The 12,626-nt window shown below is 73.7% G+C and carries 10 protein-coding genes; 5 read left to right on the forward strand and 5 right to left on the reverse strand.

Annotated elements, in window-relative coordinates; all coding sequences use genetic code 11:
* From AC5LUJ_RS07170 to AC5LUJ_RS07180, 3 genes are all read right to left on the reverse strand, one after another.
* The coding region (locus tag AC5LUJ_RS07170; protein WP_493464665.1) for an acyl-ACP desaturase at positions 1-924 on the reverse strand (924 nt) is incomplete at its 3' end.
* 321 nt (positions 925-1,245) lie between these two features.
* Complete coding sequence (locus AC5LUJ_RS07175; protein WP_493464666.1) at positions 1,246-2,619, reverse strand: NsdA family TPR-like regulatory protein; 1,374 nt, start codon at positions 2,617-2,619, stop codon at positions 1,246-1,248.
* A 928-nt stretch (positions 2,620-3,547) separates the two neighbouring features.
* Entirely contained in the window at positions 3,548-5,296 is a 1,749-nt protein-coding gene (locus AC5LUJ_RS07180; protein ID WP_250283048.1) for a glycerol-3-phosphate dehydrogenase/oxidase, read from the reverse strand.
* Between the two features lie 506 nt (positions 5,297-5,802).
* Here AC5LUJ_RS07180 and AC5LUJ_RS07185 point away from each other — a divergent pair.
* Both AC5LUJ_RS07185 and AC5LUJ_RS07190 read left to right on the forward strand, forming a co-directional pair.
* Positions 5,803-6,060 (forward strand): hypothetical protein, encoded by a 258-nt coding sequence (locus AC5LUJ_RS07185; protein ID WP_250283046.1) that lies wholly within the window; start codon positions 5,803-5,805, stop codon positions 6,058-6,060.
* An 18-nt stretch (positions 6,061-6,078) separates the two neighbouring features.
* The gene (locus AC5LUJ_RS07190; RefSeq protein ID WP_250283044.1) at positions 6,079-6,459 is read left to right on the forward strand and encodes a hypothetical protein; all 381 of its coding nucleotides are present in this window, start codon (positions 6,079-6,081) and stop codon (positions 6,457-6,459) included.
* A gap of 109 nt (positions 6,460-6,568) precedes the next feature.
* Here the strand turns inward: AC5LUJ_RS07190 and AC5LUJ_RS07195 are convergent, their stop codons facing one another.
* The gene (locus tag AC5LUJ_RS07195; RefSeq protein WP_250290420.1) at positions 6,569-6,799 is read right to left on the reverse strand and encodes a hypothetical protein; all 231 of its coding nucleotides are present in this window, start codon (positions 6,797-6,799) and stop codon (positions 6,569-6,571) included.
* A gap of 150 nt (positions 6,800-6,949) precedes the next feature.
* On the opposite strand from AC5LUJ_RS07195, the gene AC5LUJ_RS07200 reads away from it, so the two are divergent.
* Positions 6,950-8,119: an acyl-CoA dehydrogenase family protein gene (locus tag AC5LUJ_RS07200; protein ID WP_250290422.1), complete on the forward strand. Its 1,170-nt coding sequence runs from the start codon at positions 6,950-6,952 to the stop codon at positions 8,117-8,119.
* A 10-nt stretch (positions 8,120-8,129) separates the two neighbouring features.
* A complete protein-coding gene (locus AC5LUJ_RS07205; RefSeq protein WP_493464667.1) occupies positions 8,130-9,266 on the forward strand; it encodes an acyl-CoA dehydrogenase family protein in 1,137 nt (378 codons plus the stop codon).
* On the opposite strand, the gene AC5LUJ_RS07210 is transcribed toward AC5LUJ_RS07205, so the two are convergent.
* A complete protein-coding gene (locus tag AC5LUJ_RS07210; RefSeq protein WP_493464668.1) occupies positions 9,263-11,167 on the reverse strand; it encodes a glycerol-3-phosphate dehydrogenase/oxidase in 1,905 nt (634 codons plus the stop codon). The two genes, AC5LUJ_RS07205 and AC5LUJ_RS07210, sit on opposite strands and share 4 nt — an antisense overlap.
* Between AC5LUJ_RS07210 and AC5LUJ_RS07215 the strand changes: the two genes are divergently transcribed.
* On the forward strand, positions 11,158-12,626 hold a 1,469-nt coding region (locus AC5LUJ_RS07215; protein WP_493464669.1), incomplete at its 3' end, for an FAD-binding oxidoreductase. The genes AC5LUJ_RS07210 and AC5LUJ_RS07215 overlap by 10 nt on opposite strands.

The following is a 12,626-nucleotide window of genomic DNA, read 5'->3' on the forward strand; positions in this document are numbered from 1 at the left end:
TGTGGTGGCCAGCGTGTCCTGGTTCGCGCTCGCGGCCGCGTACTTCTCCTCGTACTTGCGGGCGAGGCCGTCGAGGGCGGCGAGGTAGTGCCCGGCGTTCTCGCGGGCCTGCTCGGCCTGTGCGTCCAGGCCGGTCAGCTCGAAGAACTTCCAGTGCCGCAGCAGCGGCGTGACCACGTCGTCGTGGTGGCTGCGGAGGTTGTAGATGCCGGCCTTGGCGATCCGCTTCGCCTTGTTCTCGAAGTCCTCGATGCCGGTCCCGGGCATCTGGAAGGTCATCAGCTCCTCGGCGATGGCCTGCACCATCGCGGACGGGGTGAGCTCCAGCGCCGCGGTGACCAGGTTACGGTAGAAGATCATGTGCAGGTTCTCGTCCGCTGCGACCCGGGTGAGGAGCTTCTCGGCGATCGGGTCCTGGGTGAACCGCCCGGTGTTGCGGTGGCTGACCCGGGTGGCGAGCTCCTGGAACGACACGTAGGCGATGGTGCGCAGCGGCGTCTTCTCACCGCTGTCGAACCCCTTCTGCATCTGGTGCATGCGGCCGCGCTCGAGGGCGACCGGGTCGACGCCGCGGGTGACCATCAGGTAGTCCCGCATCACGATGCTGTGCCGGCCCTCCTCGGCCGTCCAGCGGTGCACCCAGGCGCCCCACGCGCTGTCCCGGCCGAAGATCGTGGCGATCTCACGGTGGTAGCTGGGGAGGTTGTCCTCGGTGAGCAGGTTGACCTCGAAGGCGATCTGGGCCACGTCGGACAGCCGGGACTGCTCCGGATCCCACGGCAGGGTGTCGAAGTCGCGGCCCTGGCTCCACGGGACGTACTCGTGCGGCATCCACTCGGTGGCGAGGTCCAGGTGGCGGTTGAGGTTGGCCGCGGCGACGGGCTCAAGCTCGTGCAACAGGTTGATGTCCGGGGTGGATGTCATGCCTGTCACCCTGGCAGGCCGACCGCGCGCGGGACTACGTCCGCCAGGTGTGGACTCCAGCCCGGTGATCTGTTCCCGGAGAACAGAACCGGAAGCCTCCGGCGGGCTCATGGCGGGAAGCCGGCGGAACACGCGGGGCGACCGGCCGGCCGGCGTGCGGGACGGCCGGGAGGCCATCAGACCGCGCGGGACGAGCCGCGCGGGACGGGGCGCGGGGTCACACAGGACGCGGCGGTGCGGCCTGGCGTGCGGGCGGCTGGCGTGCGGGCGGCTCGGTGTGTTGGGCGGCCTGGGGCGGTGCGGCGGTCCGGGACAGCGGGCTCAGGACAACGAGGGGGACGACGGGCCGGCCGGGCCGAGCGCGTCGCGGGCGTGGTCGAGCAGGCCGGCCGCCCGCGCGGACGCCCCGGCCTGCTCGATCTCCTGGCACAGGCGGGCGATGTCCCGGCGCGTCATGCCGGAGTCGATCATCGTGGCGCAGGAGACGGCCTGGTGGCCCAGGGCCACGGCCTGGTCGATGTTGCCCGTGCGGACGTGGGCGATCCCCAGCCTGCTGAGGAACTCGACGCGGTCGCGGGGGACCTCCTCGTCGAGCTCGTCGAGATCGTCGAGGGCGGCCTCGAAGTGCGGTATGGCCGCCTCGGGGCTGCCGCCGGACAGCAGCGCCTCCCCGGCCGAGAACGCGACGTCCTTGCGGCGGGCCCAGTACATGTAGGGCGGGCTGTCCTCGGGGCGGGCCTTGTCGACCAGTGTGTAGGCGAGCTCGGTCTCGGCCGCGGCGTCCTCGCTGTTGCCCGTGCGGCTGTGCGCGACGGCCAGGTCGGCCGCGATCACGGCCCGCTCGATCGCGCTGAGCAGGTAACAGGCCCCGGCCTGGGCGCGGTGCAGCAGGCTGACCGCGTCCGCGGGCTGCCCGTACCAGGTGACCTGCTCGGCCATGCAGCGCAGGACGTTGGCGCCGAGAGCGGGCGAGTTCGCCTCGTGGGCGGCGCGCAGCGCGATGAGCCAGCAACGCTGGGCCGTGCCGTACTGCCCGACGTCGTACATCGCCCACCCGGCCAGCCGCGCCAGCTCCGCCGCGACCGCGTAGAGCCGGGCCTGATGGGCGTCACTGTGGGTACCGACCCGCAACAGGCGGACGGTGATCGAGAGTTCGGTGCGGGACAGGGCGTACACGTCGTTGCCGCCGAGGACGTCGCTCATCCGCCGCAGGGCGTCGACCCGGTCCTCGAAGCCGCGTACGAGCGGGTCGTCGACGAGCTGGCCGGTGGGCACGACACCCTCGTGGTGCGTGCGTGCCGCCAGCCACCGCTGCGCGGCGGAGTCCAGGGAAGGCCCGGAGACGGGCAGGAAGCGGTGGGGCCGCCTGGCGTGGGTCATCGCCAGGAGCTCGCGGGTGAGCCCGTCGTCCGTCCACAGCAGGTCCAGGCCGGTGTTGGCGGGTGCGATCTGCTCGTGGACCGGCGGGCCGGCGGGCTGGTGACCGGCCGCCTGGTAACCAGCCGCCTGGTGACCCGGCTGCCGGTTACCGGACTCCCGGTCACCGGACTCCCGGTTACCGGACTGCCGGTGGCCGGCGGTGTCGGGGAGGCCGGCGCTGTTCCGGGCGTCGACGGTGTTCCGGGTACGGTCGGCGGTTTCAGGCCGTCGGCGGAGCCCGTCCGAATCCCATCCTGGATGTGCCTGCGTTGTCACGGCGGGTCTCTCCCGTCTCCGTACGGAACTACTGTCAATCGTAGCCGTGCGAATACAGCGTCCCTTTGCGGGGCTGCTGTCCTTCTCCGGGGGAGCGTGTTTCAGATCTTCGCGTCCGGTCCGTTGACCGGGCGAAAGATCCGGAACAGCTCCGGGAATCCTGCGGCTCGTTCTGGTCGGCGTGGGATCGGGATGTTGGTCGTCCTGGCGAATCCAGGGCCGTGCACAACCCCTGTGTCGGCAATCGCGGGGGCTGTGTTATAAGCGTCCGCTGGACGGTGTCCGGACCCAACGGTGGCCAGGCTGTTCGCCTGTTTGCCTGTCCGCTGGCCGGGGGCAGGAGCGTACGGATATAGGCGGACCTCCAGAACGGGCAGACGTCGCGAGCCGGTCCGGTGTTCTGCGAGCACAGGGTCCCACTACCCATGGAACCTACCACTTATGCCACGTATGACCAGTGGGCATCCCCACTCGGGGGCGTCGCCCGGTGGTGGTGTGGTTACATGTTACGCCCGCGTCTGCCTGGGTGAAGTCGTTTTTTCGGCTCCCGGCCGGCGTCGCCGATTCTTCTCAAAAAATAGTTCCGCGGTCGCTCGGTCTTGTTATCAAACCCGGTTTTTACGATGTTTTCTGTTCGTTTTTATTCCGTCGACACCGTGTCGGGTCATCCTCCCGACCTGCGCAAACGGCGTATAGTGACGCTTCACTTCCGCTTGGTAATTGCGGTGTCGTACGGCTGGCGCCGGGTCACGAAGATGATTTCAGGGATGTTTCCCAGACGTTTCATGAGCGCTTTTCCGGATGGCTGTCGTGTCCCGTCGGCATTTCGCCCGTGCCTGGCCCGGGCCTTACCCCGCCCGGCTCCCGCCCGGCCCGTGTCCGCCTCGCGCCCGGGCACGGGCCCGGCAGCGGGCCAGCCCGTGGTGGGTTACAGGCCCCGGCCGAGGGCCGGTTCGGACTGTCCGCGCCGGGACCGCCCGCCGGCCCGCACGTCCGGCGCGCCCAGGCGGGCCGCGTCGGCGGTCTGGTCGTCGGCCTGCTGCTGGGACTCTCGCTCGGCCGCCACCCGGGCCTGGTAGTGCCCGATCTCGACGTCGATGGCCCGGGAGTCCCAGCCCAGCTCGGGCGCGACGAGCGCGGCGACGTCCGCGGCGGCCTCCAGCCCGCGGTCCCAGGTCTCGATCGAGATCCGGGTGCGGCGGGTGAGCACGTCGTCGAGGTGCAGCGCACCCTCGTGGGAGGCGGCGTACACGGCCTCCGCCGCCAGGTAGGAGTCGGCCCCGCGCAGCGGCCGGGCGAGCTCGGGCCGCTGCCGGACGAGCGCCAGGACCTCCTGGGCGAGAGTGCCGTAACGCGTCAGCAGGTGCTCGGCCCGGGCCACGTGGATCCCCGCGGAGCGGGCCAGCGCCTCCCGCGCGTTCCACAGCGCCGGGTAGCCGTCGGCGCCGAGCAGCGGGACCCGGTCGGTGCAGGACGGCGGCACGCTGCGGCCCATCCCGTGCACGGCCGCGTCGACCGCGTCCCGGGCCATCACCCGGTACGTGGTGTACTTCCCGCCGGCGACCATGGTCAGGCCGGGCAGTGGCGAGACCACCGCGTGTTCCCGGGACAGCTGGGAGGAGTCCTCCGACTCGCCCGACAGCAGCGGCCGCAGCCCCGCGTAGACACCGGTGATGTCGTCGGTGGTCAGTGGCGTGCGCAGCACCCGGTTGACGTGGGTGAGCAGGTAGTCGATGTCGGCGCTGCTGGCCGCCGGGTGGGCGAGGTCGAGGTTCCAGTCCGTGTCGGTCGTCCCGACGATCCAGTGGCTGCCCCAGGGGATCACGAACAGCACGCTGCTCTCGGTGCGCAGGATCATCCCGGTGGTGGCGTGGATCCGGTCCCGGGGCACCAGCAGGTGGATGCCCTTGGAGGGCCGCACCGACAGCTGGCCGCGCCCGCCGGCCATCGCCTGGATGCCGTCGGTCCACACCCCCGCGGCGTTGATGGTCTGCCGGGCGCGGACGTCGATCTGCCCGCCGCCCTCGAGGTCGTGGACCCGTACCCCGGCGACCCGGTCGCCCTCGCGCAGCAGGCCCGTCACCCGGGCGCTGCTGGCGATCAGCGCACCGTAGTGGGCGGCGGTCCGGGCGACGAACATCGTGTGCCGGGCGTCGTCGACCTGGGCGTCCCAGTACTGGATCGCGCCCACCAGGGCGTCCCGGCGCAGCGCGGGGACGGCGCGCAGCGCCGCCCGCCTGGTCAGGTGGCGGTGGCGTGGCACCGCCCGGCGGCTGCCGCCGAGGGTGTCGTAGAGCACCATCCCGGTGCCGACGTAGGCGCGTTCCCAGCCCCGGTGGGTCAGCGGGAACAGGAACGGGACCGGGCGGACGAGGTGCGGGCAGAGCGTCTCCAGCAGCAGCGCCCGCTCCCGCAGCGCCTCGCTGACGAGCGCGATGTTGAGCTGCTCGAGGTAGCGCAGGCCGCCGTGGATCAGTTTGCTGGACCGGCTGGACGTGCCGGCCGCGAGGTCGCGGGCCTCGACCAGCGCCACGGACAGCCCACGGGTGACCGCATCGAGCGCGACGCCAGCCCCGGTGATTCCGCCGCCGATGACGACGACGTCGACGACGTCGGATTCCATCTGGCGCAGGGCGTCACCACGGGTGGTGGGATTCAGCCGTGCCGGAACGATCATCGTGTTCTCCGTCTCCGGAGCGTGGCGGCCAGAGCTGGCGCGGACAGGTCACATCGTGCCCGCCGCGGACGAGGGCCGCATGGCAGCTTGCTCACAGTGATCATTTTCTCACAGTAATCGATTCCCGCGCCCCGGGCCGACGCTTGGTGGTCCATGCCACCGCCGACGGACCGGAGCGCCGCCGGACCGGAGCACCGCCGGAGCCGTCCGGGCCACCTTCGTCCGGATCTCTCCGGGATCCCTCCAGCCGGCATCCCCGGCATCCCCGGCATCCCCGGGTTCCCCGGCATCCCCGGCATCCCCGGCATCCCCGGGTTCCCCGGGTTCCCCGGGCTCCGTCTGGGCGAGGCCGAGGCATCCTGAGCAGTCCCGCGCTGGTTGTCCGCACTTCTCGCACCCCTCGCACCCGTGCGAGAGCGCGAGATCCACTCTCGACGGTGTACGGGTACGTCCGCGTACCCGTACCCGTACCCTGGGGGAAATCGTGAACGTGAAGGAGGACTCCGGTGGCCGATGCCAACGTGCGGATTCCCGTGGAGGCCCGAGACCGGCTGGCCGCGGTGGCGGCGGCCGAGGGGCTGTCCCTGCGCGCCTACCTGGCCCGGCTGGCCGCCACGTTGCTGACCCCGGCCGAGCGGGCCGCCCGCGCCGAGCAGGCCCAGGCCGCGCTGCGGGCGTGGAACGGCTACGACCCGACCGAGGACGAGACCACGCGGCTGGACGCGGAACTGGACCGGCGCCTGGGCCGGACGACGGAACGGTGACGGATCAGTGACAGCACGGTGACGGACGTTCTGCACGTCGTCCTCGACGACGCGGCGATGGTCGCTGCCGGCTACGGCAACCTGCTGGCCTCCCGGCTGATCCACCGGGCGCACACCGAACCGGACTGGTTCCTCTACGCGCCGACGTGCGCCCTGGTGGAGGCGGACCGGACCCGGCCCGGGACCGCCGGGCACATCGCCGCCCTGCCCGCGGTCACCGTGCTCGAGCTGGACCTGGCGGCCGCGCTCGCCGTCGCCCGCGGCACCGGCTGGGCGACGGCGCACACCCGCCACGCCGCCGCCCCCACCCCGGACCGCCCCGACGGCGCGCTCGTCGCGACCACAACCCCGGACCGATGGGCCGGCCACCCGGTACGCATCCTCGACCTCAGCCAGTGACCGGCCGCCTGCCCCTGCCCCGGCCAGGGGCAGGGCACCGGCAGCTCATCGCTGAGGCTGATGTTTTCCCTCGACGGAGACGATCAGGGCGTCGGTGCGTGCCCACACCTCACCCTGCCGTACGCCGCAGCTCCTCCAGCCGGGCGTACTCGGCCGCCAGGTGGTCCGAGGTGACCCCCAGGGCGGCGTTGCGCTGCTGCTGGCGGGCGAACCGGGCGGTCCAGATCGACTCGGCCAGCGTCTTGTCCACCCACGCCGACAGCGTCATCCCGGCAGCGGCCGCGGCGGCGCGGGCCTGCTCGAGAGTCGCGGCCCGCACGGACATGTTCAGGTCCGGCACGCCAGAAACCATACGGCGGACCATCACACGGTTGATGCGGTACCGACTGGATGGTGAGACGCGCCGCCCTGTGCCCGCCTCGCGCTCTGTGTCCGCCGGTGGCGGGGCTTCTTGTCCGTTGGTTTCTGTGGGTTGTGGGAGGCTGCTGGGATGGACCTCGGCTTCACGCCCGACGAGGAGCGCTTCCGCGCGCGGCTGCGGGCCTGGCTCGCCGACAGCGTCCCGCCGGGGTGGCGGTCGCCGTCGTTCTGGGCCGGTATTCCCGAGGCCGACGCGTTCGAGCTGCGCCGGGAGTGGGAGCGGCTGCGCCACCGCGCCGGCTTCGCCGGGATCTCCCTGCCCCGGGAGTACGGCGGCTATGGCGGGACGCCGGGCATGCAGGCGATCCACGACGAGGAGAGCGCGCGGGCCCGGGTGCCCCACTCGGTCAACCAGATCGGGCTGACCTTCCTGGTGCCCACCGTCATGGCGGTCGGGACCGACGAGCAGAAGCGGGAGATCATCCCGCCGCTGCTGCGCAACGACGTCATCTGGTGCCAGGGCTTCTCCGAACCCGGCGCCGGCTCGGACCTCGCGGCCCTGCGCACCACCGGCGTGCTCGACGGCGACGAGTTCGTCGTCACCGGCCAGAAGGTGTGGACGACCAACGCCGCGCACGGGGACAGGATCTTCACGCTGGTCCGCACCGAACCCGGCTCGCAGCGGCATCACGGCCTGTCCATGCTGCTCGTCGACATGCGCCAGGACGGGGTCGAGGCCCGGCCGCTGCGCCAGATGAGCGGGGTGAGCGAGTTCGGCGAGGTCTTCTTCACCGACGCCCGGGTGAAGGTGGCCGACTGTCTCGGCGGGGCCGGCAACGGCTGGGCCACGGCGATGCTGCTGCTGTCGTTCGAGCGCGGCGCCTCCGGCCTGGCCCAGTACACCGCCTTCCGCCGCCAGTTCGACGAGATCGTGGCGGCGGCCCCGCCCGGGCGGCTCGACGACCCCGTCCTGCGCCAGCGGCTGGCCCAGCGGATCGTCGACCTCGAGTGCCTGCGCTACCACGCCATGCACGTGCTCACCCAGGTCGAGCAGGGGGAGGAGCTCGGCGCCGGGTCGTCGCTGACCAAGCTCCAGTGGTCGCAGACACACCAGCAGCTGTGGGAGACCTTCGACGACCTGCTCGGCCCGGAGGCCACGCTGGCCCGGCCACGGCCCGGCACGGACCTGCGCGCCATGCACCGCGAGGCGATGTGGTCGCGATCGGTCACCATCTGGGGCGGGTCGTCCCAGATACAGCGCAACATCGTCGCCGAGCGTGTCCTCGGCCTGCCCCGATAGCGTCCCGGGCATGTACTTCGCGCTGACCGAGGAGCAACGGGCGCTCGGCGACACCGTCCGTGACTATCTTGCGGACAGGTTCGACCTGACTGCCGTCCGGGCGGTCTTCGAGGACGTCGACGGTGACGGCCATCCCGCCGAGCTGTGGAAGACCGCCGGCGAGCAGGGCTGGCTGGCCGTGCTCGTCCCGCCGGAGCATGACGGCCTCGGCCTCGGCCTGGTGGACGCCCAGGTGGTCGCCCGTGCCTTCGGCGCGGGCGTCGTCCCCGGGCCGTGGCTGCCCACCGTGCTCGCCGGGGAGGCCGTCCGCCTCGCCGGGTCGGACGAGCAGCGGCGCGCCCTGCTGCCCCGGATCGCCACCGGTGACCTGGTGGCCACGGTGGCGCCGCGCGGCCCTGAGAGCCGGTACGACCCCACGGGCGTACGGGTCACCGCCGACGCGGCGGGCCGGCTCACCGGGACCGCGCTGCCCGTCGAATACGCCGGGGTCGCGCGGACCGTGGTCGTGGCCGCCACCGAGCCGGCCGGGCAGACCGGGCTGTACCTGGTGGACCCGCGTTCACCGGGCGTCACCGTCGACAGCCTGGACAGCTACGACGGCACGGTGCGCACGGCGTCGCTGACCCTCGACGCGGCGGACGCGCGGCGGCTGCCCGGGTCGTCGGCCGACGTCCTCGCCGAGCTGCTGGACCGGGCCGCCGTGCTCACCGCCGCCGACCTGGTCGGCCTTGCCCGCGAGGCGCTCGGGCGCACCGTCGCCTACGACCGTGACCGGGTGCAGTTCGGCCGGCCGGTCGGTTCCTTCCAGGCGCTCAAGCACCATCTCGCCGACCTGCACCTGGCCGTGACCATGGCCGAGCACGCGGTGCTGTACGCGGCGCACGCGCTCGATGCCGGGCTCGCAGACCGCCGGCTCGCGGCCGCCGTGGCCAAGAGCAAGGCCGGTGACGCCGCCCGGGAGGTGACCGGGACGATGATCCAGTACCACGGTGGGATCGGCTACACCTGGGAGCACGAGGCCCACTTCTTCTACAAGCGGGCCAAGCGCGAGATCTACAGCTATGGCGACCCCGACCACCACCGCGAGCGCATCGCCGCCCTCACCCTCGGGACGCCATCCGCACCGGCCCCACCGGCTACGGCCTAATCATCGATCGCGGTGAGGGGCTGGCGGACGAGGGCCTCGGCGGTGGGGAGGGCGGCCTGGCGGTCGGCCGGGACGAGGCCGATGCGGGTGCGGCGGTCGAGCAGGTCGTCGGCGTCCAGGGCGCCCTCGTGGCGCAGGGCGAACAGCAGCTCGGCGCCGGTGACCTCGACGCCGTCACACAGCGGCGCGAGCAGCCCGGGGTCGCCGTGGGCGCCCGCGACCACCGCGGGCGCCTCGGCGCCGTAGCGGGCGACGAGTCTGGGCGGGGCGGCCACGGTGGCGAGCCGTGACCAGCTGGCCGCGCCGACCAGCGGCAGGTGCCGGGTACGGCACGGCCCGGCGTCCAGCTCGCCGGCGCGGACCAGCGTGTCCACGGCGTCGGCGGCCATCCGGCGGTAGGTGGTGAGCTTGCCCCCGACGACGGTGACCATGCCGTCGGACGAGGTGATCACCGCGTGCCGCCGGGACAGGTCCGCGGTGCGCCCGGCCGCGCCCGCCAGCAGCGGCCGCAGTCCGGCGAAGGCGCCCAGGACGTCGGCCCGGCCCACCGGCACCGCAAGCACGCTCGACAGCACGCCGAGCAGGAAGTCCACCTCGGCGGCGGTCGGCACCGGCACGTCGACGACCGTGTCGACCGGTACGTCGGTGATCCCGACGTAGACCCGGCCGCCCGGCTGGGGCAGCGCGAACACGTACCGGTTGCGCTCGCCGGGCACCGGGATGAGGATCGCCGTCCGCAGGCCGGCCAGGGCGCTGTCCGCCACCACGAGGTGGGTGCCGCGGCTGGGGCGCAGCCGCGCGTCGGCGCACAGCTCGCCCGCCCACACGCCAGTGGCGTTCACCACGCAGCGCGATTTCAGCGTCAGCAGTGAGTTGCTCAGGGTGTCGACGGCGGTGGCGCCGCTGCCGTCGGCCTCCCGCACCCGGCAGCGGGTGATGACGCGGGCGCCGTGCCGGGTCGCCGTCCGGGCGATCGCCACCACCAGCCGCGCGTCGTCGACGAGCTGGCCGTCCCAGGTCAGCAGCCCGCCGCGCAGCCCGGCGGCGCGCAGCGCCGGCACCATGTGCCGGGCCTCGACAGCGGTCAGCCGCCGCCGCCCGGGCAGCACCGTCCGTGGGGTGCCGGCGGCGCGGCGGAGAACGTCGGCGACGCGCAGACCGGCGTCGGCGGCCAGCGCGGCGGCGGTGGGGAAGCCGTCGGCCAGCGGGAGCAGCATCGGCAGCGGCCGCACCAGGTGGGGGGCGACGGTGCTGAGCAGGACGGCCCGTTCCCGGGCGCTTTCAGCGGCCAGCGCGAGATCGCCGGAGGCAAGGTAGCGCAGCCCGCCGTGGACGAGCTTGGAGCTCCACCGGCTGGTGCCGAAGGCCAGGTCGTGGGCTTCCACCAGGGCCACGGACAGCCCGCGGCTGGCCGCGTCCAGCGCCACCCCGGCGCCGGTCACCCCGCCGCCGATCACGAGCACGTCGACCACGGCGCCGTCGGCGAGTTCGGCGAGGTCCCGCTCGCGCTGCCGCCTGTTCAGCGACGCCGTCGGGGCGGTCTGGCGAGCGGCCGGCCGGCGCGACACGACGACCGGCCGCAGCGGCACCGCCTGATGGGCCGGCGTGGCCTGGTGACCGGACAGCGCCGTCTGATGGGCCGGCGCCGCTTGGTCGGCCGGCGTGGCCTGGTGGTCGGATGGTGTTGTCTGGTGGGCCGGCGCCGCTTGGTCGGCCTGCGCCGCTTGGTGGGCCGGCGCGGCCTGATGGGACGGCGCGGCCTGGCAGAGCGGTGGCGGTGCGGCGGGCTGTGGGGCGGGCCGGGATGGCGACGTCATCTGGCCGGCGGCGGTGGTGGACTGCCGGTGGGACGGCGCGTCCAACGTGTCACGACGGTTGTCACGGTGGTGCTGTGACGACATCTGTCACAGTGTATGTGGTGACGGCTTCGACAACTAATGGTAACGAGACGGTCTGGTGGGGCTGGGGCGCCCCCGAGGCGCACACGCCGCTGGCCGAGGACATCCGTTCCCTGCTGGAGACGGCTTTCGGGGTCGCCCGCCGGGACACCCCGCCGGTGGCGCCGGACGAGCTGCGACTGCCGCCGTCATCACTGTCCGTCGAGGCGGGCAAGGCGCTGGCCGACGTGGTCGGGCTGGCGTGGGTGCGGGCGGACGCCGGCAGCCGCGTCCGGCACTGCCGGGGCCGCTCCACCGCCGACCTGCTGCGCCTGCGGGCCGGTGACGCCCTCGACGCCCCCGACGCCGTCGTCCTGCCGGCCGATCACGAGCAGGTGCTCGCGGTGCTGCGGGTGTGCGCCCGGTGGCGGCTGGCGGTGGTGCCCTTCGGTGGCGGGACGTCGGTGGTCGGCGGCCTGGCCCCGGCAAGGGACGGGTTCGCCGGCGTCGTCGCGCTCGACCTGGCGCGGCTGGACCGGCTGGTGGCCGTCGACGCCGAGTCACAGATCGCCACCTGCGAGCCCGGTCTGCGCGGCCCGGACCTGGAGGCCGCCCTTGCCGCCCACGGCTTCACCCTTGGTCACCGTCCGCAGTCGTGGGAGTACGCCAGCGTCGGTGGGTTCGCCGCGACCCGCTCCAGCGGCCAGGCGTCCGCGGGCTACGGCCGGTTCGACAGCCTGGTCGTCGGCCTGCGGGTCGCCACCCCGGCCGGCACCTGGGAGCTCGGCCACGCCCCGGCGTCCGCGGCCGGGCCCGACCTGCGGCAGCTCGTGCTCGGCTCCGAAGGGGCCTTCGGGGTGATCACGCGGCTGCGGCTGCGGGTCCGGCCGCTGCCCGCGGTGACCCACTACGAGGGCTGGCGGCTGGCGGGCTTCGCCGCGGGGACGGCGGCGCTGCGCGAGCTGGCACAGCGGGACCTGCTCCCGACGGTCGCCCGCCTGTCGGACGAGGCCGAGACGGCCGCCGGGCTCGCCGGCGGTGGCCTCGGCGCCGACGCGGGCGGCTGCCGGCTGATCGCCGGCTACGAGGGCGAGGCCGGGTGGGTCGCCGCGCGCCGGGCCGCGGCCGCCGAGGTGCTGGGCGCGGCCGGCGGGGTCCCGCTGGGGGCAGAGGCCGGCGCGCAGTGGGAGCGCGGCCGCTTCCACGGCCCGTACCTGCGGGACGCCCTGCTGGACGCCGGCATGTTCGCCGAGACACTGGAGACGGCCGGGTTCTGGTCGGCCCTGCCGGGCCTTTACACCCGGGTACGCGACACCCTCGTCGCCGCCCTGGCCGCGGAACAGGCCGCCGCCCGGCCCGCGGGGGCAACCGTCGGCCAGGCTGGCGGGGGAGCTGTCGGGCAGGCTGGCGGGGGAGCTGTCGGCCAGGCTGGCGGGGGAGCCGTCGGGCAGGCTGGCGGGCCGGCCGGCGCGGGGGCGGGCGG

This window comes from Protofrankia sp. CiP1_Cm_nod3 (assembly GCF_982290655.1).